Genomic DNA, 25519 nt, shown 5'->3' with positions numbered 1-25519 from the left:
CGGATACAACCACCAGACGATACCCATGACAGACACAGACATTGACTTTAGCGGCGTGTTCCCAGCGATGGTGACGCCGTTTACGGACGAGAACGAGATCGACACCGAATCACTCAGAGAAGATGCACAACGGCTTGAAACCGCAGGCGTAGATGGCCTCGTTCCGGTTGGCTCGACTGGTGAGTCTGCAACGCTCACCCATGACGAACATGTTGAAGTGATCGAAGCGGTTGTTGATGCAGTTGAGGATGTTCCTGTGATTGCGGGGACCGGATCGAACAACACTCAAGAGGCGCTTGAACTCTCACAGCGAGCTGCAGATGCGGGTGCAGATGCGCTCTTGTTGATTTCGCCGTACTACAACAAGCCGGAGCCGCAGGGGATGTACAACCACTTTGCGACGATCGCAGATGCCGTAGATCTCCCGCAGATCGTCTACAATGTTCCATCAAGAACCGGACAGAATATCCAGCCGGAGACCGCCATTGCCCTAGCAAAGCATGAAAACATCCGCGGCTATAAGGCAGCCTCCGGCGACCTCAACCAAATTTCGGAGGTCATCGAACGCACACACGGCGAAGACTTTGCGGTGCTTTCCGGCGATGACGGTTTGACGCTACCAATCTTATCGATCGGTGGCTCGGGGACGATCTCGGTTGTCGCAAACGTTGAGCCGGAGCGAACCTGTGCGATGGTTGGTGCGGCACTTGAAGACGACTACCAGTTTGCGCGAATGCTGCATCACGAGCTTGGACCGCTTATTCGGCAGCTCTTCATTGAGACGAACCCAATTCCGGTCAAAAAGGCAATGGAGATACGCGGCTACGCACCGGGCCATATTCGATCGCCGCTTTCGGAGCTTTCGGAAACGCATTGGGATCAGCTTGAAGCACTGCTTGCAGAGCTGTCGGGGGACATTCCCGAGGAAGCTCAGGTGGAGGCTGCCGAATAATGGGTGACGGGATACGAGTTGCCGTCACCGGAGCCAACGGTCGGATGGGTCGAGAGGTGCTTGCTGCGGCAGCCGATCGTAAGGATGTCGCTGTTGCCTTCGCGGTCAACCGAAGTTCGATCGAAGAGACCATATCGGGATACAAAATCAACAACGCAAGCAAATTTGCGACGCTTCTTGCATCCGAGTCGCCGGATGTAGTCGTTGATTTCACCGGTCCGGAGTCAGCGATACAGTACGCAACGGCATGCGCCGAAGCGATGGTTCCGTTTGTGACGGGAACCACTGGCTTCAGCGATGAGGGCGTTGAACAGCTCCACTCAGTGTCTGAGGAGACGGCCGTGCTGAAAGCAACAAACTTCTCTCGCGGCGTCGCAGCACTGCGTCGTGCGGTACAGGAAGCGATCGCAGCAGTGCCCAGCTACGACATTGAAGTAACCGAGACACACCACAACGGGAAGCAAGACGCACCGAGCGGAACAGCAAACACCCTCCTTTCGGACATTGAGTCAGTTCGAGAGGACCTAACCGAACGTGTTCATGGACGGGAGGGAGATGCCCCACGAACAGCCGGTGAGATTGGGGTACACGCTCGGCGTGGAGGTGACGTTGCCGGCGAACATGAGGTGCTTGTCGCGGGCAACAATGAGGTGCTATCGTTGACGCATCGGGCCGGCGATCGATCGATCTTCGCGATCGGTGCGCTTGATGCAGCCGCCTGGCTTGCCGAACAACCAGCCGGCTGGTATGACTTTTTCGACGCAATCGACGACGCTTAAACTCATCAGTGACCATTTACCAACAATGACAGTCAAAAGCGAAATTACGACACTGTGGGAGCAGTATCAAGACGGACTGACAGCAGCAGAGGCAACCGACGAGCATCTTGCAACGCTTGAAGCGTTCTTGGAATCGCTCGAAGCAGGTGAGATCCGGGCAGCTGAAAAAACAGGCGACGATGTAACGACGTGGGAAGCAAACGCATGGGTCAAACAGGGTATCTTGCTCAACTTTGGGCTTCGTGAAACGCACCCACGTGTGTATGGCGACGTAACATACCATGATGTGCTTCCGCTTCGAGATACCGCCGATCTGGCCGATCGAGGCACACGAAACACCCCAGACGGAACGACAATCCGACGCGGTGCATATCTCGGATCGGATTGCATTATGATGAGTCCAGCGTTCGTCAACATCGGTGCGTACATCGATGATGGAACGCTCGTTGATTCATGTGACACCGTTGGCTCCTGTGCACAGCTTGGCACAAATGTCAAACTCGGCGCAAACACGCTCATTGGCGGGGTGCTTGAGCCGGTTGAGAACGCGCCGGTGATCATTGAAGACGGTGTCTCGCTTGGTGCAGGCTGCCGTGTTACCTCCGGCTTCCGCGTTGGAGAGAACTCGATCGTCGGGGAGAACACGCTCTTGACTCCGCGGATTCCAGTGTATGATCTTGTGACAGAGGAGATCATCTACGGACACCTCCCGGAGAACCGTCGCGCATTCACTCGCTACGTCGAATCCTCCGTGAGCGATCATGAGTTCTTCCCTGGTGGCGCATACAAGCCAGCGGTTGTTGCAACTGATGTTGAAGATGAAACGCTCGAAGCAACCCAACGAGAGGAGGCACTTCGGGAATGAACACCGAGTTAGTGGCATCGTCCGGGAAGAATCCCGAAGCACGACGCCTCTCGGAGTGGACGCGACCGGAACTGCTTGCTCTTAGTGAAACCTACGGCTCCCCACTGTACGTGATGGATCTTGATCGCGTAGCGGAGAACTGCCAGCGGCTGTTAGCTGCATTTCCAGCCGCAGATATTCGATACGCAGTGAAGGCCCACACTGGTCGTGCAGTGTTGGAGACCGTTCGAGAGGCAGGACTTGACGCGGAGTGCGCATCTGCTGGTGAAGTGCTTCGATCGACCGAGGCAGGATTCGACGGAGACCGGATCCACTACACGGCAGTCAATCCACCAGCAGAGGATCTTGATTATGTGGTTGATGTCTGGGTAGACAACCCCGAGCTAACAGTTACAGTCGGCTCTGCGGACACTCTTGACAGACTTAGCGAGCGCGGATTCGACGGCCGTGTCTGTCTTCGGGTCAATCCCGGCGTTGGTGCAGGCCACCACAAAAAAGTACAAACAGGCGCGGCAGCGAAGTTTGGCGTTCCGATCGAACGCGCAGCCGACGTTGCACGTGCTGCTGCAGCACGTTTCGAGTTTGTTGGAATCCATGCGCACGCGGGGTCTGGGATCTCCGGTGACGATCTCTCAAACCACCGCGAACTCGTCCGGCGAATGGGAGAACTTGCCCGCAAAATTGCAGACGCAGGGATCGCGTTAGAGTATGTAGATGTTGGTGGTGGCTTTGGCGTCCCATACGTCGAGGATGAGCCACCGCTCGATCTCAATGCGGTTGCAGCTGCGACGCGAAAGGCGCTTGGAACCGTTGAAACCCCAACAGGAGATGCGGTCCAGTTAGCGATCGAGCCGGGGCGCTACGTTGTTGCTGATGCTGGTGTGCTTCTCACACGTGTCAATACCGTCAAACAAGCGAGAGACACCTTGGTTGCAGGTACAGATGCAGGGATGACGACACTGCTTCGGCCTGCAATGTATGATGCATATCATCCGATTGAGAATATCTCACGTGATGGTACGGTAACACCTGTCACAGTCGCAGGACCTATCTGTGAGACCGCTGATGTACTCTGTGAAGACCGACCGGTAGCAACGCCAGAACGCGGAGATATCTTTGCGATCGGTATTGCAGGCGCTTACGGATATGAGATGGCAAGCACGTACAACTCCCGACCACGGCCCGCAGAGGTGGTTCACAGTGATGGTGAGTACCGCCTTGGACGGCGTGCTGAACAGCTCTCGGAGTTGACGACGCTTGAAACGGATTCGAGTGGCCGGGCAGTGCAGACGCTTACCGGGAACATCACGGCTGACAAGGCACACAGGAGCGACCAATGAGGACACTACAACACGCGATTTCGTTTAAAAAATACCACGGCACTGGAAACGACTTTTTGATTATTGATGCGGCTGAGCCTGTACCCGATCGGGGTGCACTTGCTGGAAAGTACTGCGATCGAGAGACAGGAATCGACTCTCCTGATGGCGGCCGTCGTGGTGCCGATGGAGTGCTCTTTCTTGGATTGGAGGATCGATTCACTCCGCCACGGATTGTAATGACACTTGTACAACCGGATGGTTCTGTTGCAGCAATGTGTGGGAACGGTGCTCGTTGCACCGCAGCATGGGGACATGATCAAATCGGTGCTGACGAGTTTATGATTGACACCCAAGCAGGAACCCGCCATGCACAGATTGAAGATGAAACGATCACGATCGAGATGGGCGAACCAGCGTTCGATCCATCACGGGTCCCACTCTCAACCGAGTACAACGGCCCACTGATTGAAGACGACGTAGAGGGGCTAACAGTAACAGCAGTCAACACAGGTGTTCCACATGCGGTGGCATTCGTTGCTGATGTTGACGATGTTGATCTGACTGCGGTTGCACCTGCAGTTCGACACGCTGACGTCTTCCCACGGGGGGCGAACGTCACACTCGCATCACCGATCGATTCTGACGATCCAACTGCTGGCTTCCGACAGCGAACGTTTGAGCGTGGGGTCGAAGGTGAGACACGATCGTGTGGAACCGGTGCAGTTGCGGTTGTTGCCGCAGCCAAACGAACTGGACGGATTGAGACGGCAGACCCAGTAACCGTCACCCCACCTGGCGGAACATTAGAGATAGTGGTTCCCGATCGGGGGCCAGCAACACTGGCAGGGCCTGTTGCGCACGAGTTTGACGGGGAGCTATCCGTCGTTGTTCCTGGAGAATGAACACGGTACAAGCAGCATTCGATCCGATCGTATTTCTTGAAAATGCGGTGCAGACTGTTTCAAATGAGGATGTCGCTGAAATGCGTGCGCTCTTAGTTGAAACGCTTGAGACACACGGGTGCGACGTAACTGTGGATTCGGCTGGTAACACGATCGCAACAAAAACAAGCGATAGCCCAGACGCAGGCCCGCACCTCGTATTAAATACACACATTGACACGGTTTCACCACACGTTCCATACGGGCGCGACTCCGATCGGATCCTCGGTCGTGGGTCCTGTGATGCAAAAGGGCCGCTCGCAGCACTGTTAGCTGCATTCATTGGGACAGAACCAGCCGTTGGTCGGCTAACCCTTGCAGTAACCCCTGATGAAGAGACGCTTTCGCTTGGGGCTGCAGCGTTGACTGGGAAGATTTCACACCCGAACGTCGAGCCGATTGACGGTGATCTCTACATTGTCGGGGAGCCAACAAACCTCGACATCTGTACGGCAGCAAAAGGGCGGTTCCAAGGGCAGCTCAAACTGACTGGCGTGAATGCACACGCCGCGGAACCGGAAAGCGGTGTCAATGCAATTTCGGCTGTTGAAGATGCATTAGGAGTGATTTCGGCGTTTGATGACGGACGTGAGCCACATCTACAGCTTGGCCATGCGACACTTACACCAACCGTGATCTCGGGTGGCGATTCAACAAACCAAATCCCATCACATTGTACACTGACGCTCGATCGCCGATCGATCCCGCCAGAGACTGAAGATGAATTCAGCGCTGCAATTGAACAGGCAGTTCGTTCGGCGGTCGATCCGACCGTTGGTGTCGAATTCACACTTACTGAGCGGGAGTCACCATTCCTTGCTGCGTTTAGTACCGATCCAAATCATCGGCTTGTCGAGACGCTCACAACAGTTGCAACAGATGAAACTGGCGGCAACGGTGGCACGGTTCGATCGTTCGACGCAGCAACTGAGGCATCCTACTTCTCGCCAAAACCAACGGTTGTATTTGGCCCCGGTGTATTAGCCGACGAAACCGGTGCCGTTGCCCACAGTGAGCGCGAGTACGTGAACACTGCAGACGTGAAAACAGCGGGGAAAATCCTTCTCGCTGCAGTTCGATCGCTTGTCACAAACTAGATCAGTCACGGTTTCGTGACTGTTTTCCGAAAGATGAGTCAATTTATGTGTTGGTACGGTGCACATAGAGTATATGCTCGCGGACGTCTCTGGGACGGGCGATGTGATAGCTGACAATGGGGGCACAAAAGAAAGCTGTCTACTTGCACCGATCGCAGATCCGGAAGTGCGAACAGAAGCGGCAGCACTCGGTGCCGTACTGGCCGCAAAACGAAATGTGGGGCTCTGTCTTTCCGAAGAAACATCGACAGAATCCGTATCAACGCTTACGGACACGGGTGAGAAGACCGTTGCAGTGCAACACGCACCGTCAGTGAGTGGGGGCCTCTCATCGCTTGCTTCTCGCTGCAATGCAACGGCAGTTGTCATGAAACGCGATCGGAACCTTGGTGTATTAGATGATATTTTGAGCAGTCCGGCGTCAAAGTTGGCTGCTAGTGGCACTGCAGATGTGCTTACCATTACGGGAGATATGAGTCTCGATTCGGTCGCTTCGATCTTGGTGCCGATTACGGACGGTCCGAACTCGCCGCTTGCCGTTGAGGCTGCGGTTTCGGTGGCGCTTGCACACGATACTGCGGTTGATCTATTCCACGTAAAAACGCCGGAGTCCGAAACAGACGGGGAGGAATTTCTCGAAGGGACCGCAGCACAAATAATCGACAAGTACGGCGATATCGAGCTTGACACGTGGCTGTTCGAGGCAGACGACGTAGCCGACGCGATTATTGAGCAGTCACAGTATTATGACCTCACCGTTATTGGTGCACCACAGTCAGGCCGACTCCAACAGTTTGTGTTCGGCTCAACAACGAAAGACGTTGAAAAACGTGCTGTGTCGCCGGTGATTGTGTCACACTCAAGCCAGTAAGTGACCGTTACCCAAAGAAAAAATCGACAACATTGCCTTTTGACTGGCCACGATAGAGTTCCGAGTAGCCACAGTCGGTGCACGAAATAACGGTAAACCGCCGGTTCTGGATATCGAACAGTTTCGATAATCCAGTTCCAGTCGTAGCAATATCATCAAATTCAACTTCTGTACAGCCACACTTTGGACAGCCACCTTCCTCATCATGTAGTGATGGTGTTTCAGCTTCAGTGTCGGTGGCATCGCCAGGATCACTGCGATCGGCAGCCGTCTCATGTGTGGTTTCTACCCGGTCCTCATCGAACACGCTGTAGTCGTCGGAGGGCATCATCAATAAGTTCTCTAGCAAGCGGTAAATTTCTTATTGTGTATGAGTATATAAGCGATCGGCAGCCGGTATTAAATGGCTTCAGATTTCATCAACAAGACCTGAGGCAATACCGATGTATGTCTCGGGTGTGAGTGCCTGCAGCTCAGTTTTGACATTCTCGTCAACATCGAGAGACGCAAACAGATTATGGAAATCTTCGATCGTGACGTCCTGCCCACGAGTGAGTTCTTTCACACGCTCGTAGGCTTCTGTGTCTCCCTCCCGGCGGAGGATTGTCTGGACTGCTTCACCAATAATCTCCGGTGTGTTTACGAGCTCTTCGCGCATGACGTGCTCGTTCGGCACAATCTTATCGAGTCCTGCCTCAGTTTTCCCGTAACCGATCAAACAGTGCGAAAATGCGGCACCGATATTTCGTTTCACCGTAGAATCGGAGAGATCACGCTGCAGTCGGGAGGTCGTAATGTAATCTGCAAGGAACGTAAGATCCGAGTTTGCTTTCGAGAGGTTTCCTTCGCTGTTTTCAAAGTCGATCGGGTTCACTTTGTGCGGCATCGTCGACGAGCCGGTTTCGCCAGCAACGGTCTTCTGTCCGAGATAGCGATCGGAGATGTAGAGCCACATGTCCCGATCGAGGTCGATCAGGATGTTGTTGATGCTACGAACTGCGTCGAATAGCGTCGCAAGATCGTCACATGGGTTCACTTGTGTTGACAAGCGGGTGTGTTCCAGGCCAAGCGTGTCTACGAACGATTCGGAGAATACCTGCCAATCAATGCTCGGATATGCGGCAACGTGTGCGGCGTATGTTCCTGACGCGCCAGCAAGCTTGCCGCTAAGATCTCCGGTTGCAGACTGTGCCCGCGCAACTGCGGTACCGAGCCGTGAGGCGTACACAGCCATCTCTTTACCGAACGTCGTTGGTGTTGCGGGTTGCCCATGTGTGCGTGCCAGCATTGGGAGGTCACGATACTCCTGTGCAATGTCGGTGAGTTGGTCTCGAAGATCGATTGCTGCAGGAATGAGTACGTCTTCCATTGCACCCCCAACAAGGAGTCGGTGTGCGAGGTTGTTGACATCCTCACTTGTCAGCCCGAAGTGAATCCATGGATACAGTCGTTCTGCGTCCTCGGTCGCTGGGGACTCATCAAGTCGGATGCGAACGAAGTACTCGATCGCTTTGACATCGTGATTAGTTGCCGTGTATCCATGTGCACCGCTGACCTCTAACTCTTTGATGAGTCGAGCGTCAGCACCATCAAACTCGGAGACGATTTCTCGGAGTGCAGAGATGGCGTCAGTATCCAATTCGATCGGCGTTTCTGGTAGGTCAGCCAGTGCGATGAGGTACTCTACCTCAACTTCAGTTCGTGCACGCATCAGTGCCGATTCACTTGCATAGCCACTGAGCGGTGCTGTCCGGCGCGCATAGCGACCATCAAGCGGTGAAACCGCAGCCAATGGATCCTCTCGAGGAAGCGTCATGGTCGCATCTCCAGTTGATATGGAAAAAAGAATGTCGGTTCAGTCTTCGGATTGAGAATAATATAACCAGTATCGTGTATATCAGAAACGTGTGTGCGCGCCTCGAACAAAGAATAGATGCATGGACGTGGATATATTCACAGTCTGTACCGCAATAGTTTTTCATCCGCGCTTAGAGAATCAGGTATGATCAAAATCGCAGGGCTTGCAAGCAACCGTGGCCGAAATCTACTGCATATTGCCGATCGAGCACCCGGCGGTGCAGAGCTATCTGTCGTGCTCACGAATGCAGATGGTGCACCCGTTATCGAGGCTGCAAGTGAGCGAGGGATTCCAACCGAAGTTGTGACAAAGAACGAAAACGAATCACGTGAATCTCACGAGGAGCGGGTTCTCAAACAGCTTGAGAGCTATGATTTCGACATTATCTGTCTCGACGGCTACATGCGTGTGCTAACAGAGGCATTCATTTCTCACGCACCAACAACGCTCAATGTCCACCCATCACTGTTGCCATCGTTCCCAGGGATGGACGCGCACGAGCAGGTGCTCTCTGCCGGTGTCAGAATGACTGGCTGCACAGTGCACGTTGTAACTTCGGAGGTTGATGGCGGACCGATCGTAACCCAAGAGGCAGTTCCGGTCTACGAATCCGACAACGCAGATTCGCTCAAAACACGAGTGCTACAGGACGGTGAGTTTACAGCCTATCCACGAGCAGTCCGATGGTTTGCAGAAGATCGTGTAACAGTCGATACGGAGGCTGGAACGGTCGAGATTGAAGGCGATACTGGTGGGGATTTCCCACAGCGTCGGCTCGTCTCTGATGAGCTTTCGGATACACTCCGGTACGGAGAGAACCCACACCAAGATGCCGCAGTGTACGCAAATGATGGCTGTGCGGAGGCGAACGTTGTCAGTGCAAAACAGCTCAACGAAGGTGCAAAAGCGCTCTCATATAACAACTACAACGATGCAGATGGTGCGCTGAACCTAATCAAAGAGTTTGATGAGCCAGCAGCGGCGGTTATTAAGCACACAAATCCGGCCGGTGCGGCAACTGCGGAGAGCCTGTCTGAGGCGTACGACAGAGCGCTTCGAACCGATGCAAAAAGTGCATTCGGTGGCATTGTTGCGCTGAACCGAACCTGTGACGCACACACTGCGGAAGCGATCGTTGACTCATTTAAGGAGGTTGTTGTCGCCCCTGGCTACACAGAGGCAGCGATCGATGTCCTTACCGAAAAGAAGAATCTTCGTGTCCTCGATGTAGGCGAACTTGGAGAGATTACTGAGCGACTAACCGAGAAACCGATCGTTGGTGGGCGATTAGTCCAAGAGCGGGACTTGGCGGCACCAGATACGACTGACCTCGAATTTGTCACAGAGCGTGAACCGACTGCTGAGGAAGTCGAAACGATGCTGTTTGCATGGAAAACACTCAAACACGTCAAATCGAACGGCATTCTGTTCGCCAAAGGGACTGAAACGGTGGGGCTTGGCGTTGGACAGGTGTCGCGTGTTGATGCGGTTGAACTGGCAGCGAAGAAGGCCAATCGGGATGCAGATGGTAAAAATGCGGATGGTGCAGTGATGGCCTCGGATGCGTTCTTCCCATTCCCGGATGGGATCGAAGCGGCTGCAGAAGCAGGGATTACAGCGGTGATCCAGCCCGGTGGGTCCGTCAATGACGAGGACGTGATTGCAGCGGCAGATGAACACGATATGGCGATGGCGTTCACCGGGCTGCGCTGTTTCAGACACGACTAACGACAGCAAAAAAGTAATAGGGTCGGTAGCGGAACTGACAGTAAACCCTCCATGATTGCTATTGAAACGAACGGCCTCACCAAACAGTACGGTGAGAGCGTTGCACTATCTGATTTATCGGTAACTATTCCGACTGGCACAGTGTATGGCTTTCTCGGCCCGAATGGTGCAGGGAAAACGACCACGATGCGGATATTGGCAACCCTGCTCAAACCCACGCATGGGACAGCACACATCATGGGTGCGTCGATCGAGAATCGATCTGCAGTAGCAAAACACATTGGCTACCTCCCGGAGACACCACCACTATACGATGAACTCACTGGACGAGAACAGCTTGAGTATATCGCAGGATTACGGGAGATACCGATCGAGAAAGCTACGGAACGGATCGATCGATTAGCAACAGCACTCTCTCTGATCGACGATTTGGACGATCGTATCTCCTCCTATTCGAAGGGGATGAAGCAGAAGGCAGCGTTCATTCAGGCACAGCTGCACGACCCCGCAGTCCTCTTTCTTGATGAGCCGACAAGTGGGCTTGACCCGCGGGCTGCGCGGACGATGCGGACAATGATCGATGATCTCGCAGCAAGCGGGAAAACGGTCTTTCTCTCAACGCATATTCTCCCTGTCGTTGAGGAGCATGCAGATGTGGTCGGAGTGCTCAATGAGGGCCGATTAGTTGCGGAAGGAGAGCCGATGGCACTTGTCCAGAGCGCAGAGAGCGGTGACAAACAGAGTCTCGAAGACGTCTTCCTTTCCATTACGCGTGAGCCGCCTGGAGGGATGGAGCGTGCTGCACCGGAGCCACAGCATGAGTGAGTCGGTTCGGCTTGGGACACAGCTTGGATGGACGGAATTTGTTCGAACGTGTCGAGAGATCCGATCGGACACAGCGAAGGTTGTGCTTCTTGTTGGTGCACTCTCGTTCAGCCTGCTTCCGCTATCGCTGTTCTCGTATGTCTTCTTACAGGCGCGTGACGAGATTTCGATCGCAATACCGCTTACACCAGAGCTTCGAGGAGGTGCAGTTGGATTTCTGTGGCTATTTATTGCGTTTATTTCTGCCTCCCGTATTGCGCAAAACGAGCATACGCCGGATCATATTGATCTCCTCCGATCGACTGTTCCGGACCGAGCGATCGTTGTCGGGATTCTGCTTGCAGAAACGCTCCGAACAGGCGCATACGTCGCCCCTATCTTGGGGTTAATCACAATTGTGCTTGCGTATGGGTTTGCCTCACCGCTGCTTTTGGTAACAATCCCGCTTACGGTAGTGCTGCTGTTTCTGTCGACGATCGCACTTGGGGCGGTCTGTGGGTTCACCGCCGCGCTGTTAGTTACCCGGGTTCGCGTTATCGCACAATATAAGACGATACTGAGTTTCGTGATTGCAATCGTGTTTTTCGGGGGGATCATGCTCAACAACGTCACGACGCTGTTCAGTTGGGCAGTGTTTGGGCAGCTACCGATCGCATGGCTCCTTGATCTTGCGCTGCTTGGAACCCCAGTGATTGTTGTGCCATCGTATGCGGTGATTGGAACTACAGTTTCGATCGGACTGTTGCTCGGCGGCGTTCTGCTTACGACGCGGCTTGCAACACGTCTCTGGTCGGATGTTCCAGTGGATCACTCGAAGCCCAAATCTGATCGGTCCGAACCTCATACGGTCGCTTCGAGTCCGGATGGTGCACTGCATACAGCACGACAACCAGTTCCGCTCTGGACCGATTCGATCGCGGCCGATCGCATTGGGACAGTCTCACTGCTTCGGATTCGTCGAAATCCAAGTTTGGTGTGGTTTCTCATCTTCCCGCTGTTCATGTTTTCGGTGTTTCTTGGGAATATTGCAGTGACAACTGGCATTGAGGCAGCGCTACAGCCGCTTCCAATTATTATTGCGATCGCAGTGCCGTGGTTTCTGTGTGCAGCAACAAGCCTCAATCCGTTTGGCGATCTCGGTGCAGTCCGGCCAGCACTGCTCACGAGTGGGATAGGTGGTTCAACGTATCTTCAGGGACTGTCGCTGCCATCGCGTACGATTGGTGTGCCAGTCGTTGTGATCGGTGTTGTGGGGAGTGGCCTCATTGCTGGACACCCACTGTTAACGATTGCCGCGATCGGTGGCATCGGATTGGTTCTGATTCTTGTCGGAAATGCCATCGCCGCAGGCGTTGGGACGGTATTTCCACGACTCAGCGCAACGTCGATCGCTGGCGATCGGGAGGTAGTCCCACCCAGTATGATTGCAACCGTGGTTTACACGATTCCGATCGTGCTATGTGCGAGCATCGCAGCCGTCACTGCACTCTCCAGTACAACTGTACAACAGGGTGTCGCACTGCTCATTGGAACGGTCATCCCTGCACTGCTTGAAATCCTTGCCATAGAGGCGGCCTCCATTGTCGCAGCACCGGCGCCACTCTTTGAGGCTGCTGGAGCAACGATTACAACACTGTCGCCAACCTCGGTTTGGGTAGGTGGCTACATCCTTCCGCTTGTTCTCTTGGTGGTGTGTGGATTGATCGGCCGTCGGATTGCGATCGACCGCATTGATACGGCCGTCATCGAGTGAGCGTGAAGCGTAGAGGGATGATCGGTGAACGATCGTCCGGGACCAGTATGCTAAAGCGGCGGCAGCGAAATTCGGCAGTATGGACTACTACGAGGCCGCGAACTTTCTTTTCGATCTCCGCCGGTTCTCCGTCCGTCCCGGTACAGCGTCGGTGACGGAACTGCTTGCGGAAGTGGACAACCCGCAGGACGACGTGAAATTCATACAGATTGCAGGGTCAAACGGGAAAGGAAGTACTGCTCGAATGACGGAGTCGATTCTTCGAGAGTCAGGCTATACCGTTGGGCTCTACACCTCACCACATCTGGAGACCGTCCGGGAACGAATTCGAATCGATGGGCGGATGATCTCGAAAGGAGCCATTTCGGAATTCATCGATAGAACACGGCCGTTTTTGATCAAGCGAGCGGCTGCCGGAAACCCACTCACATTCTTTGAGGTTGTGACCGCAATGGGGATTTGGTATTTTGCCCGCGAAGGGGTTGATGTTGCAGTGCTCGAAGTTGGCCTTGGTGGAGAGTATGATGCAACCAGCGCAGTCGATCCGCTCTGTGGCTGTGTAACCAACGTGACGCTTGAACACACTGGTGTACTCGGAGAGACGATCGAGGAGATTGCCCGAACGAAAGCAAAGATCGCCCCACCGAACCAACCGTTTGTCACCGGCACAACTGGCGAGGCATTAGCTGTGGTGCGATCGGTTGTGGAGGAAGTCAATGGTAGTGTTGTTACTGTTGGAGAAGGCAGTGAGGTCTCACCAACATATAACGGTCGAGTGAATCATATTGAATCCGAAGTCACGATCGAAACCGAGAGACAGACGATTACAAGCCAGATTCCACAGCTTGGTGCGCATCAAGCAACAAACGCTGCGCTTGCAGTCGCACTGGTTGAACAGCTCGAAGCGATCGCAGGGTTCGAAAGTAGCAGTGAGACGATCGAACGGGGGCTGAGAAACGCGCACTGGCCGGGACGGTTTGAGGTCGTCGAACAACAGCCATTTCTCATTCTCGATGGTGCACACAATCCAGCAGCATGTGAAACGCTTGGAGAGACGCTCTCAACGCTCTCGTATGAGAACCTCCACCTCGTCTTTGGGGCAATGCATGACAAAGATCACGATGAGATGGTTGGTGCACTTCCGAAAGCCGATACAGTGGTTACCTGTGAGCCGAACCTCGATCGAGCCGAGGATCCAGCTGTCCTTGCGGAGGTATTCGGTGCTGCAGGGGCTGAAGATGTAGCAACTGCAGGAACGGTTTCGGACGCACTGGCAACTGCACGATCGAAAGCCAACGAGCGAGATTGTATTCTGCTTACCGGCTCGCTATTCCTTGTTGCAGAGGTACGAACAGAAATAACCCGTACTGCCACAGAAAAGCGAGTCCCGAATCAGGAGCGTGCCCAGCAACTGCTTTCCCATGCGGAGATGGACACTGAAACGATCGATCGATTCGCCAAACAAACAACACATCACACTATCGAGCTCACCGTTTCTCACCGTCAAGCTGCCATCATCAGTGAGTCGATGGTCCGTGCCGGTGGCGACTGTGCGGTCTCGGGTGTGACGACGACTGGTGAGCTACAAACGATCCTACTAACTGGCTCAACAGCCGCCTTCACGAAGCTGAATGAAGCGTTACAGAAGCAATCAGCGGGGTTGTCTTCGATCGCAGACATAATCTACGGACAGATTAGGCGATCGGATGCGAGGTCGGCCGCGGACAACGACTATCCGTGGGACACACAGACCGCGATCATGGGAATTCTCAATGTCACACCGGATAGTTTCCATGACGGCGGAGAGTACGTTGATTTGGAGGCTGCAAAAGAACAGGCAGAGTCGCTGTGTGCAGCTGGTGCTGACATCATCGATATCGGTGGAGAAAGCACCCGCCCTGGTGCGGAGCCAGTTTCTGTTGAGACGGAGATCGATCGAATCGTCCCCGTTATTGCGGCAATTTCGGAGTTAGACGTACACATTTCAGTGGATACACGGAAAGCGGCCGTCGCAGAAGCCGCGCTTGACGCCGGGGCGGATATCATCAACGATGTTACCGGTCTAGAAGACCCACAGATGCGTGTGCTTGCCGCCGAACGTGACGTACCGGTGATTATTATGCACTCGATCGATACACCGGTTGACCCCGATCGAATTATCGACTATGATGATGTTGTCGCTGATGTGATCAACGAACTTCGAGAGCGTGTGCTGCTAGCTGAAAAAGCCGGAATACAGCGGGAGAAGCTAATCGTCGATCCGGGGCTTGGATTTGGGAAAACTGCCGAAGAAAGCTTTGCGCTGCTCAACCGGATCGGTGAGTTCCATGCGCTTGGCTGTCCGGTGCTTGTTGGACACTCACACAAGTCCATGTTCGGACACATCGATCGTGATGCTGCTGACCGGCTTGCTGCAACGATCGCGGCGACAGCGCTTGCAACCGATCGAGGAGCGGATGTGATTAGAGTACACGACGTTGACGAAAATCGAGCCGCAGTTGATGTTATCCATGCTGCAAACAACGCCGGAGCAGATATCGACTCGTAACTTCCTTTTAGCCCGCGTTACTACAACCGTAGTATATGACTTTCGGGCATCCAACAGAAACCTATCCACAGCTCTCTGGCCCACTCTTTGAGGCCGTCCAACGTGCTGGACTCTTTGCGGATTCGAAACGATTCGTCGATAGCACACCAGTTGTTGACGAGCACGAAATTGCGGCTGCCGTTTCGAAGTTGGATGATCCATCGTTTGATCTGGCGGCATTCGTCGATCGTGCATTTGAACCTCCCGCAGAGCCCGGAGTCGAGTTTACCCACAGCGCAGAAACATTGGATGCACACATCGACCACCTCTGGGTCCACCTCACTCGCAGCTCGGATAAAGTACAGACCACCAACCGACAGTCACGTATTCCGCTCCCCAACCCATATATCGTTCCAGGCGGACGATTCAGTGGGATTTTTTATTGGGACAGCTACTTCACCGCAGAAGGACTTGCAGCGTCAGGCAATATCGACCTTGTACGATCGATGTGTGACAACTTTGCGTATCTTATCGATGAGTTCGGACATATTCCAAACGGGAATCGGCTGTACTTCCTCTCTCGATCCCAGCCGCCGCTGTTTTTCAAGCTGGTCTCAATCTTGGAGCGAGTAGATGGAGTTGCGGCAGTGAAACCATATCTCAACGCACTCGACAAAGAGTACACCTTCTGGATGGATGGGGCAGAGACGGTTACTGCCGCAGACCCAGCATCTCGTCGTGTTGTACGGCTTCCGAATGGAACCGTGTGTAACCGCTACTTTGACGATCGAGCAGATCCACGTCCAGAGTCATACAAAGAGGATGTCGAGCTTGCTAAGAACGTGCCTGTCGCCGATCGAAACCAGCTGTATAGAGACCTTCGCGCAGCCTGTGAGTCCGGCTGGGACTTTAGCAGTCGTTGGCTCCGTGACAGCGATCGGCTGGAAACAATTCGAACAACGGAACTCGTGCCGGTTGATCTTAATGCGATCATGTATGGGTTCGAATCGACGCTTGCACGGTGGCATGACGCTATTGGAGAGGCGAGCGCCGCAGAGTCATATCGTGACTGCGCAGCACAGCGGAAACATGCGATTGAACGCTACTGTTGGGATGCCGAGAGGCAGTTCTATTTCGACTACGATTTCACCGCGGAAGCCACAACAGAGGAGTGGACGCTCGCGGGCGTTGTGCCACTGACGTTTGGTGTTGCTGCGGACGATCGAGCCGATGCAGTCAAAACGCAACTTGAAAAGAAGTTCTTCTCAGCAGGTGGACTCGTAACAACACCCACCGAAAGCGGCCAACAGTGGGATTATCCGAACGGCTGGGCGCCATTACAGTGGTTTGCTGTCGAAGGACTCGACCAGTATGGGCAGACAGAATTTGCCGATCGAATCGCAACCCGGTGGCGGACGCTGACAGAGCGCGTGTTCGATGAGCAGGGCAAGGTAGTCGAGAAGTACGATGTCGTCGATGCAACAGGCGAGGCTGGTGGTGGCGAGTACGACCTTCAAGATGGATTTGGGTGGACAAACGGTGTTACTCGTGCGTTTGGCGTTAGAGAATCACGAAATCACACACAACCACCGCAGCCGTAGCAGCGGCTTCTGAAAGCACAAACACCAAACCATCCCCCGACAAAAACGGGTATATGTACGAAGCGGTGGCTGCATATCCGAATGGCGACACAACGGTGAGCAGATATGCCGCAACTGCGTCACGCTATGGGTTCAGCGGGATTGTCGTCCGAACGCGTGAGGCTGAGTTTGATCGTGAGGCAATCTACGATCGGTTCGGTGTTGATGTTGTCCGCGGAATCGAAATTGATGCGGATTCCCCGGACAGCGCATCCGGATCAATCGGTAACTTTCGCCGATCGGCCACAATACTAGCAGTGAACGGCGGGACAAACGCACTCAATCGGTTTGCGGTTGAGCAGGATCGAGTTGATGTGCTTACCCAACCAATGCAGAACAATGGTGATTTTAACCATGTCCTTGCACGAGCAGCCAAGGAGCACGGCGTTCGTGTCGAATTTGATTTTGGACCGGCGTTCCGACAGACTGGGGGGCACAGAGTCCAGTCATTACAGAGTCTTAGAAAGCTTCGTGAGCTTGTTTTGCAGTACGACACCCCATATGTCGTGAGTAATCGTGCGGAATCACACCGACATCTCAGAGCGCCTCGTGAGTTTTTTGCAGTCGGTGAAGCGATCGGGTTTAGCAAAGAGATGATCGAACAAGGGCTTTCTGAGTGGGAGCGGCTTGCAGGTCGGAATCGTGAACGGATGGCCGAGTCGTTCATTGCACCGGGGGTCAAATGTGGTAGGTATGAAGAAGACAGTTGAGGAACACGCGGCACGATTTTCCGAAAAGGCAGCCGAATATGATGATTCAAAAAGCGAGGAGTATCACGCCTGTTGTTCGCTTGTCGTCGATCACGCTGCCCCAACAAAAGACGATACGGTATTAGACTTAGGCACAGGAACGGGTGCGATCGCACTCGCGCTTGCACCGGCTGCAAAACAGGTGATTGGGCGTGATATTAGTGAGGGGATGCTTGAGCAAGCGAGACAAAAAGCAGCAGAAAGAGGAATCGAGAACGTCACATTCGGAATTGGACGCTTCCGCGAGCCAAACTATGATGGTGAGGTGACGATTGTTACCTCAAACTATGCGCTACATCACCTCTCTGATGAGGAGAAACGCGAGGCAATCCAACAGATAGCGGCATATAAGCCCGATCGGTTCGTGCTGGGGGATGTGATGTTTTTCGGGGAGCCCGACCCTGACGTTCCGTTCTACAGTCCGGACGTTGATGATCCCGCAACCGTTGGTGCACTAGCAGATATGTTCACCGATGCCGGCTTTGCGCTGACGGCAGTGGAGCGGATACACGACCAGGTTGGTGTCCTCGTCGGCGAGCGCGTGCCAGTCGATCGCGACAAAACCGTAGTGCAATGAAGCACCTCCCAAAACATTTCCGACAGCGCTGGCGCTACATTGCGGTTGGAATTGAGACAGACCCAGATACAGATATCAGGCGAAAAGATCTCCAGCGAGAGTTGTGGTATTCGGCAGGCAATCTGCTTGGTGATCCAGGGAGTGCGGACGTCGACCTCACAGTGTACAGCTGCCGGTTTGAAGACGGAGTCGGTGAGGCAGTGATTCGAACCCGGAGAGAAGAAACCGATCGGGCACGAGCGGCGATCGCCTGTGTGTCGAGGGTATCCGGAACCGCTGTCGGTATCCATGTCCGTGGAATTTCGGGCACGGTCCGTGCCTGTGAGGAAAGGTATTTAGGACGCGCGGCCGGAATATCTGAAGAGAACGACGTCGCGTTCGCGAACGGACGCCACCCCGCATATCGGCGTGATGGCCTGGTGGAGATCCAGCTGCCATCAGGGTTCGTTGGCGCGACTGAACTCGATATTGAGTACTAGTGATACTATGCAGGGACAAGCCCAACAACAAGCCTACGACCGAGGAATTACTATTTTCTCGCCGGATGGTCGCCTCTATCAGGTGGAGTATGCCCGTGAGGCTGTCAAACGAGGAACCGCAAGCATCGGCATCCGTACCGCAGAAGGAGTTATCCTCGCGGCAGACAAACGAAGCCGATCGCCACTGATGGAGCCAGAAAGCGTCGAAAAGATTCACAAAGCCGACGAGCATATCGGTGTTGCGTCCGCAGGCCACGTCGCAGATGCTCGCCAGCTGATTGATTTCGCCCGTCGTGAGTCACAGGTTAATCGACTCCGATATGGCGAGCCGATCGGCATCGAGACGCTCACAAAAACAATTACGGATCACATCCAGCAGTACACCCAAATCGGTGGCGCACGACCGTTCGGCGTCGCACTGATTATTGGCGGTATCGAGGATGGCGAACCACGAATCTTTGAAACCGACCCATCGGGAACACCATACGAGTGGAAGGCGCTCTCGATCGGCGCAAACAGAGCAGACATTCGTGAGTACCTCGAAGAGCAGTACGATGAGGAGATGAGCCTCGAAGACGGAATCGCCCTTGCACTCGAAGCGCTTGAGGACGCCTCAAGCGATGACGGCCTTGAGCCAACCGGACTTGGTGTCGCAACGATCAACGCCGAAACCGAAACATACCACGAGCACTCTGTCGAGGAACTCGAAGAGATTCTCGAAACGCATGGGTTGCTTGCCACAGACGAGGATGAAGAAAGCGACGACGAATAATCGACGCAGTTGTTTTTGATGGACGAGTATACATTTACGACAGAACCACCCGCTCCAGCCGATTTTATCCGACTCCGTGAGAAGGCTAATATGGCCCCCCGATCGCTGGCTGCTGTTGAAAAGGGGCTCCCGAATACGATCTTTGCTGTGACCGTGTATCATGACGGTCGGGCGATCGGGATGGGAAGAATCGTTGGAGACGACGGTGCAGTCTATCTGATTTCGGATATGGCAGTCGAGCCGGATCATCAAGGAAACGGTGTTGGGACGCGTATTATGGAACGGCTCATGGCGTATCTGGATATGAATGCAGTCGGATCCGCGTATATCACACTTATTGCGGATGTCGATGGGTTCTACGAGCGGTTCGGGTTTGAACCGGTACGGCCCGAGTCAAAAGGGATGTACAAACGGATTACGTGATATTCTCGCAGAACGATCGCCTGCTCAACAGTCCCAGCCACGGTCGGTCGTATTGAGCCGCTCACAGCCATCTTCAGTAACAACAACGAGATCTTCGATCCGAACCCCAAACTGCCCCTTGAGATAGACTCCCGGTTCGATGCTGAACACCATCCCCGGTTCAAGAACGGTGTCGCTTCCGCTGACAATATCTGGTGCTTCATGTACCTCAAGACCGACACCATGCCCAGTCCGGTGGATAAACTGTTCGCCATACCCGCCGGCTTCAATCCGATCGCGTGCGGCAGCATCCACTTCGCCTGCGGTCATACCCGGTGAGACGGCAGCAACGGCAGCCTGCTGGGCCTGCTTGACCAGTTTATGTACCGTTTTGAACTCAGCTGTCGGCTCACCAGCAAACACGACCGTCCGTGTCTGGTCAGATGGATAGCCATCAACGCGGGTGCCAAAGTCCAACACAACTGGATCACCGGGTTGAATCACTCGATCGCTGTGGCTGCGGTGTGGCATGGCTCCGTTCGGCCCGGAGCCAACAATCGTCTCAAATGAAACACCACTTCCACCCGCGGCTGTGAGCTCCGTTTCGATTGTGTGTGCGAGTTCCGTTTCAGTGAGACCGATCGCATCCGAACCAAGCGATCGAATAGTTTCCAGAGCTTGATCAGCTGCCGCACCAGCCCGACGAAGTGCGTCACGCTCTGCAGCGTCCTTTCGCATCCGAATATCAGATAAGACCTCGCTGGCAAGCCCGAATGTCGCCTCGTGTGCGATCTCTCGAAGATGGTGGGTGAATCGGGCCCACAGAGAATCGTCAACAAGGAGGTGACCGTCCGCAAGTGAGAGTGCAGTAACTGCTTGGCTAAGCGCAGCATCCGGCCCAGTGGCATCATCCCACGAGTGAATGTCTATCTCTATGTTAGCAACAGTTGTAGTAAACTGCTCTACAGCGAGTGCAGGAACGACTGCATGTGACTCACCCACAGCTGGAAGGATATAGAGAAAATGCCGCTCGCTCGGTGTTTCATAAAATCCCGTGAGGTATTGGAGATTGCGGCTGGGGAACAGAATTAATGCATCCGCACCCACCTGCTGCAAACGGGTTTGGACTGCCTGTTGTCGCGTACCGAACTGATCGTGCATATCATAGTGCACTCGTGGCGTCTGCAAATAGCTGCCGTCCCCCTGAATTCCGTTTTAATCGCCCATTAACAGCTAACAGGGGGTAATTGAATAAGTTAGTATACTGTGACTATCAAGTATGTCAGTTGAACAAGAATCATACTTCCGTTGTAAATCATGTGGGACAGTCAAGCGGTCGACAAGCGTTGAGTACACCGTTCTTGGATTCCCCATCTGCCCAGCATGTAATACCGCAGAAAGGTTCAGTGGATTCACATTCGGTGATGGATTTACCCCACGGCCGTAGAATACTATTTTTATCGCCAGCACAAAAAGACCGATATGAGTTGGGACCACACAATGGCGACAGAGACGATCGACGAATGGGCGCGATCGGATGGGTATGTCACAATTAGAAAACGAAAGCGTACAGATGGGAAGTTTGTACTACGCCTAGACAAACTGGAACAGGCACCGGGTGGTCGATCGTATGAACAAACAATTGCATCCGATGAGGAGGCCGCAGACCGTATCTGTCAGTCGTGGCAGACAAAGTACAAACAAGAGTGAACCCAGGGACACTACGTGTCTTTGTCTGTTGTCACCAGTTTATCAAGCCAGTCAGCTGCTGCTGCATCAAGATCACGTGCTTTGGGATCGCCATATCCGCCTCCACCAGGTGTTCGGATCGTAACCGTCGTTTCTGCTGGGACATCACGAGTAAACTTCCCTGGAACCTGTTCGTTGTCAAGAAGGTTCTCGCCAACAGCGCCATCGCGCCCACCGGCAACGCCACGGGGGCCAATTATCCTGCGTTCCGAAAGCACTGAAACCGTTGCAGGGACAGAGATCGTAATCGATCGCTCAATTCCCATGCCACCTCGGTACATACCTGCACCGCCGCTGTTTGGACGAAGACAATATCGCTCCACACGCATTGGATATTCAACCTCTACTGCCTCGATCGGCGTGTTTTTGGTATTTGTCATTCCAACCTGGACACCGTCAAGACCATCTGCCGTTGGACGTCCACCAAAGCCACCGCCAATAGTCTCATAATAAGTGAATCCACTGCTCTCACGGCTCCCGATTATGAGGTTATTCATCGTTCCTTGACTCTGTGCGGGAATTGATTCAGGGAGTGCTTCAGCGAATGCTGAGAGGACAACATCAGTGACTCGTTGGCTTGTTTCAACGTTGCCACCAACAACAGCTGCAGGCGCCGTTGGATCGAGAAGAGATCCTGTAGGAACCGAAATATCGATCGGTGCATAACAGCCTTCATTCGGTGGAATATCCGGGTTTGTTACTGCTCGAACAACAAAATAGACCGCACTCTCTGTCACCGCTCGTGGAGCGTTCGTATTCCCTGCAACTTGTGCGTCTGTTCCCGAGAAGTCCACTGCAAGTGTCTCCCCTTGCACGGTTACTGCCGCAGCGATGGTTATATTGTCCGTTGTAATCCCATCTCCCTCCAGATAGTCAGTTGCATGGTACGTCCCATCCGGAAGCGAAGCGATCTCCGATCGCATCCGTGTTTCCGAGTAGTCTATAACCGCATCAAATGCATCCGGAAGCAGTTCGCTCCCGTATTCGGCCTGGAGCTCTTTGAGCCGGTCTGCTGCGCGCGTATTGGCTGCAATTTGTGCCTGAATATCTGCTCGTCGTTCAGTCGTATTACGAACATTCGCCAGTAGAATTGACAACACATGTTGGTTTATTTCACCACCAGTAACGATCGGAACTGGTGGCAATCGCAGTCCTTCCTGATATATTTCGCGTGCACCAGCAGGCATACTTCCCGGCGTCATCCCGCCGATGTCGCCGTGATGGGCTCTCGAAACACCGTAGCCAATTATCTCACCATCAGGTGCAATGGGCGAGACCATTGTTACATCAGGAAGGTGTGTCCCACCTGTAAATGGGTCATTCAATACCCAGACATCTCCTGGGTGGGGATCTTTGGCAACGACTGCAGCCACTGCTGCCGGCATCGCCCCTAGATGGACTGGGATATGCTCTGCTTGTGCAATCATTCGTGGTTTCGCTGTCGTATGATCAAACAATGCGGTAGAGCAGTCTTGTCGCTCTTTGATATTTGGTGAGTATGCGCTTCGAATGAGGACAGAACCCATCTCCTCTGCAATTCCTTCAAGCTGATTTCGGATGATTTCGAGCGTAATTGGATCGATCTCACGTGTCATTGTGAACCCTCCATTGAGAGAACAATGGTGCCATCTGTTGTTGTACTCGCACCCCATTGTGGTGGAACGACGATCGTTGTTTCTGCCGACTCAATAACAGCAGGACCAGTAATGTCGGTTTCTGGTGACACCGAGTTTCGTCTGTAGACCGAGGTCTCACGGAACTCACCATCGAAATATGCCGATCGTGTGCCAGTGAACGGCGTACCGTCCGGGGAGTATGGTATCGAGATCGGGTCACGCCGCCCAATCAGTGTCGATCGGACCGTTACGATTTCGATCGGGTCAGAGAGCTGATATCCATGCGCCCGTTCGTGCGCAGTGTGGAATCTGTCTGCAATTACGGGACGATCGAAGGGGTCTGGTAGCTCAACTGGCAGCTCAAAGCTTTGACCGCGATATCTGAGTGCCCCAGTGTGCGTGACGGTAACGCGATCATCGCTGGGATCAAATTGCGAGTCCAATCGTGAAACAACGTTGGTCGTAAGTGACTCAAGCACGGCAGCGATCGTTGACGGAGATACCGAATCCAGTGGTTCCCGGACGGTCTTTACAGCGGTGTGCTTTTCATCCGCCGCAAGCAGCCCGTATGCAGAGAGAACTCCGCTCGCATATGGGATCCGAACCGTTTGTATGCCCAGTGACGAAGCGAGTGCCGCTGCATGTACCGGCCCCGCACCGCCAAATGCCACCAGTTCAAACGATCGAGGGTCATGGCCTTCTTCAACGGTTATCGATCGGATCGCACGTGTCATGTTTGCATTTGCGATTCGATGGATGCCGAAAGCGGCTTCCAACCGAGTGTCTAATTGAGCGGCGTCTACCAGTTGATCAACGGCGGTTTCAGCGGCGCTTCGATCCAGTGAGAGTGATTCACCAACTGTTGATTGGGTTCCAAGATAGCCTAATACGACATTCGCGTCTGTCACTGTTGGCTCCACCCCACCGTGGCCATAGCATGCAGGACCCGGCTCTGCGCCTGCAGAGCGTGGACCGACCCGGAGCGCACTACCATCATCAATCCAACCGATCGACCCCCCACCAGCACCAACGGTGTGGATATCAACCATCGGAATCGAAATCGGCTGATTATTGATTGTCGCTGCTGTTGTCATTTCGGTTGTACCGTCACGGATCAGACTTACATCAGTTGATGTACCGCCCATATCGAACGTCACGACATCTGTCCCAGGAGGTGTATTTGTGTTTGCACCCACAACACCAGCAGCAGGTCCAGAAAGAACCGTTGTGACTGGTGTCTCTCGCACCGTCTCGACTGCGGCGATGCCACCGTTTGCTTGCATAATGCGGGGACGCTGAATCCCCCGCTCTGTCGCCGTTTTGCTCAGGCTTCCGAGATATCGATCGATCGCTGGTGCAACATATGCATCGACAGCCGTTGTTGCGGTCCGTTCATACTCTCTGAAAGCCGAAAGAATCTCATGTGAGGCAGAAACCGGTATATCCAGTTTCTCCCGAAGCAGAGCAGCTGTACGCTGTTCGTTCTCCGGGTGTGCATATGCATGAAGAAATGAGATGGCGACGCTCTCAACGCCGGTCTCCGTGAGTGTGTCTACGATCGATTCAATCTCATCTGGATCAACAGCCGTTTCGATGCCATCGATGGTTGCTCGCTCTGTGACGCCAATACGGCGGCTTCGAGGGATTAACACTGGTGGCTTTTGGACAGAAAGATCATACAGTGAGGGTCGGCTTTGTCTACCGATCGCGAGGACGTCTTCAAATCCTGCCGTTGTAAGCAATGCTGTTTTTGCACCGTCATTTTCAAGCAACGCGTTGACCGAGACAGTCATTGCATGAACAAACGAGTCGATTTCATCAGGTTCAATATCTGCTTTTGCACACACTGCGTCGATCGCGTTCAGTACACCGCTGCTTTGTTCTGCGGTTGTTGGAACTTTTGCGGTGAAAACAGCAGTTTCGGTATGTAACACTGCATCAGTAAATGTACCGCCAACATCAACGCCGACACGTACACGGCGAGTATTCATACTGCAGGTGGCACAGGAAGGCACAA

The 25519-nt window shown here is 53.8% G+C and carries 24 protein-coding genes; 19 read left to right on the top strand and 5 right to left on the bottom strand.

Annotated elements, in window-relative coordinates; genetic code table 11:
* The first annotated feature begins 25 nt into the window (after positions 1–25).
* The 7 genes from dapA to AArcSt2_RS11710 all read left to right on the top strand — a co-directional run bounded on the left by dapA (position 26) and on the right by AArcSt2_RS11710 (position 6827).
* The gene (gene dapA, locus AArcSt2_RS11740; protein ID WP_250584845.1) at positions 26–952 is read left to right on the top strand and encodes a 4-hydroxy-tetrahydrodipicolinate synthase; all 927 of its coding nucleotides are present in this window, start codon (positions 26–28) and stop codon (positions 950–952) included.
* Positions 952–1731, top strand: coding sequence for a 4-hydroxy-tetrahydrodipicolinate reductase (gene dapB, locus AArcSt2_RS11735; RefSeq protein WP_250584843.1), 780 nt, complete (start codon positions 952–954; stop codon positions 1729–1731). Before dapA ends, dapB begins: the two co-directional genes overlap by 1 nt.
* A 25-nt stretch (positions 1732–1756) precedes the next feature.
* Positions 1757–2596 carry a 2,3,4,5-tetrahydropyridine-2,6-dicarboxylate N-succinyltransferase gene (locus AArcSt2_RS11730; RefSeq protein WP_174653385.1) on the top strand — a complete coding sequence of 280 codons (840 nt, stop codon included), beginning with the start codon at positions 1757–1759 and terminating at the stop codon, positions 2594–2596.
* A complete protein-coding gene (gene lysA / locus AArcSt2_RS11725) occupies positions 2593–3936 on the top strand; it encodes a diaminopimelate decarboxylase (RefSeq protein WP_250584841.1) in 1344 nt (447 codons plus the stop codon). Before AArcSt2_RS11730 ends, lysA begins: the two co-directional genes overlap by 4 nt.
* Positions 3933–4820 (top strand): diaminopimelate epimerase, encoded by an 888-nt coding sequence (dapF, locus tag AArcSt2_RS11720; protein ID WP_250584839.1) that lies wholly within the window; start codon positions 3933–3935, stop codon positions 4818–4820. Before lysA ends, dapF begins: the two co-directional genes overlap by 4 nt.
* Positions 4817–5956, top strand: a complete 1140-nt coding sequence (locus tag AArcSt2_RS11715) for a M20 family metallopeptidase (RefSeq protein WP_250584837.1) — start codon at positions 4817–4819, stop codon at positions 5954–5956. Before dapF ends, AArcSt2_RS11715 begins: the two co-directional genes overlap by 4 nt.
* Before the next feature lie 73 nt (positions 5957–6029).
* Positions 6030–6827: a universal stress protein gene (locus AArcSt2_RS11710; protein ID WP_250584835.1), complete on the top strand. Its 798-nt coding sequence runs from the start codon at positions 6030–6032 to the stop codon at positions 6825–6827.
* A gap of 7 nt (positions 6828–6834) precedes the next feature.
* Here AArcSt2_RS11710 and AArcSt2_RS11705 read toward each other — a convergent pair whose 3' ends face one another.
* Positions 6835–7155: a zinc ribbon domain-containing protein gene (locus tag AArcSt2_RS11705; RefSeq protein WP_250584909.1), complete on the bottom strand. Its 321-nt coding sequence runs from the start codon at positions 7153–7155 to the stop codon at positions 6835–6837.
* A gap of 81 nt (positions 7156–7236) precedes the next feature.
* Positions 7237–8643 (bottom strand): adenylosuccinate lyase, encoded by a 1407-nt coding sequence (purB, locus tag AArcSt2_RS11700; RefSeq protein WP_250584832.1) that lies wholly within the window; start codon positions 8641–8643, stop codon positions 7237–7239.
* Between the two features lie 186 nt (positions 8644–8829).
* Here purB and purH point away from each other — a divergent pair, with 186 nt between their 5' ends.
* The 10 genes from purH to AArcSt2_RS11650 all read left to right on the top strand — a co-directional run bounded on the left by purH (position 8830) and on the right by AArcSt2_RS11650 (position 20158).
* On the top strand, positions 8830–10413 hold the full coding sequence (purH, locus tag AArcSt2_RS11695) for a bifunctional phosphoribosylaminoimidazolecarboxamide formyltransferase/IMP cyclohydrolase (protein WP_250584830.1): 1584 nt from the start codon (positions 8830–8832) through the stop codon (positions 10411–10413).
* 51 nt (positions 10414–10464) lie between these two features.
* Positions 10465–11238, top strand: a complete 774-nt coding sequence (locus AArcSt2_RS11690; protein WP_250584828.1) for an ABC transporter ATP-binding protein — start codon at positions 10465–10467, stop codon at positions 11236–11238.
* Positions 11231–12991, top strand: coding sequence for a hypothetical protein (locus tag AArcSt2_RS11685; RefSeq protein ID WP_250584826.1), 1761 nt, complete (start codon positions 11231–11233; stop codon positions 12989–12991). The genes AArcSt2_RS11690 and AArcSt2_RS11685 overlap by 8 nt, the downstream gene beginning before the upstream one ends.
* A gap of 79 nt (positions 12992–13070) precedes the next feature.
* Complete coding sequence (gene folP, locus AArcSt2_RS11680; protein WP_250584824.1) at positions 13071–15539, top strand: dihydropteroate synthase; 2469 nt, start codon at positions 13071–13073, stop codon at positions 15537–15539.
* Positions 15540–15574: 35 nt separating this feature from the next.
* Positions 15575–17119, top strand: coding sequence for an alpha,alpha-trehalase TreF (gene treF / locus AArcSt2_RS11675; protein WP_250584822.1), 1545 nt, complete (start codon positions 15575–15577; stop codon positions 17117–17119).
* A 53-nt stretch (positions 17120–17172) separates the two neighbouring features.
* A complete protein-coding gene (locus tag AArcSt2_RS11670; protein WP_250584820.1) occupies positions 17173–17868 on the top strand; it encodes an RNase P subunit p30 family protein in 696 nt (231 codons plus the stop codon).
* Entirely contained in the window at positions 17852–18484 is a 633-nt protein-coding gene (locus AArcSt2_RS11665; RefSeq protein WP_250584818.1) for a class I SAM-dependent methyltransferase, read from the top strand. The genes AArcSt2_RS11670 and AArcSt2_RS11665 overlap by 17 nt, the downstream gene beginning before the upstream one ends.
* Complete coding sequence (locus AArcSt2_RS11660; RefSeq protein ID WP_250584816.1) at positions 18481–18963, top strand: Rpp14/Pop5 family protein; 483 nt, start codon at positions 18481–18483, stop codon at positions 18961–18963. Before AArcSt2_RS11665 ends, AArcSt2_RS11660 begins: the two co-directional genes overlap by 4 nt.
* A gap of 7 nt (positions 18964–18970) precedes the next feature.
* A complete protein-coding gene (gene psmA, locus AArcSt2_RS11655; RefSeq protein WP_174653370.1) occupies positions 18971–19735 on the top strand; it encodes an archaeal proteasome endopeptidase complex subunit alpha in 765 nt (254 codons plus the stop codon).
* A gap of 18 nt (positions 19736–19753) precedes the next feature.
* A complete protein-coding gene (locus tag AArcSt2_RS11650; RefSeq protein WP_174653369.1) occupies positions 19754–20158 on the top strand; it encodes a GNAT family N-acetyltransferase in 405 nt (134 codons plus the stop codon).
* Positions 20159–20182: 24 nt separating this feature from the next.
* Here AArcSt2_RS11650 and AArcSt2_RS11645 read toward each other — a convergent pair whose 3' ends face one another.
* Positions 20183–21298, bottom strand: coding sequence for a M24 family metallopeptidase (locus AArcSt2_RS11645; RefSeq protein WP_250584814.1), 1116 nt, complete (start codon positions 21296–21298; stop codon positions 20183–20185).
* A gap of 118 nt (positions 21299–21416) precedes the next feature.
* Between AArcSt2_RS11645 and AArcSt2_RS11640 the strand changes: the two genes are divergently transcribed.
* Together AArcSt2_RS11640 and AArcSt2_RS11635 are read left to right on the top strand one after the other, a co-directional pair.
* The gene (locus AArcSt2_RS11640; protein WP_250584812.1) at positions 21417–21584 is read left to right on the top strand and encodes a hypothetical protein; all 168 of its coding nucleotides are present in this window, start codon (positions 21417–21419) and stop codon (positions 21582–21584) included.
* A gap of 35 nt (positions 21585–21619) precedes the next feature.
* Entirely contained in the window at positions 21620–21847 is a 228-nt protein-coding gene (locus tag AArcSt2_RS11635; protein ID WP_250584810.1) for a DUF7543 family protein, read from the top strand.
* Positions 21848–21858: 11 nt separating this feature from the next.
* Here AArcSt2_RS11635 and AArcSt2_RS11630 read toward each other — a convergent pair whose 3' ends face one another.
* Together AArcSt2_RS11630 and AArcSt2_RS11625 are read right to left on the bottom strand one after the other, a co-directional pair.
* Entirely contained in the window at positions 21859–23481 is a 1623-nt protein-coding gene (locus tag AArcSt2_RS11630; protein ID WP_250584808.1) for a hydantoinase B/oxoprolinase family protein, read from the bottom strand.
* Complete coding sequence (locus tag AArcSt2_RS11625) at positions 23478–25493, bottom strand: hydantoinase/oxoprolinase family protein (RefSeq protein WP_250584806.1); 2016 nt, start codon at positions 25491–25493, stop codon at positions 23478–23480. The genes AArcSt2_RS11630 and AArcSt2_RS11625 overlap by 4 nt, the downstream gene beginning before the upstream one ends.
* Between the last annotated feature and the right edge of the window lie 26 nt (positions 25494–25519).

The organism is Natronocalculus amylovorans (assembly GCF_023638035.1).
GTDB lineage: Archaea > Halobacteriota > Halobacteria > Halobacteriales > Haloferacaceae > Natronocalculus > Natronocalculus amylovorans.
Note: the sequence above shows the minus strand (reverse complement) of the source record. Positions and strands in the feature narration are given on the sequence as shown.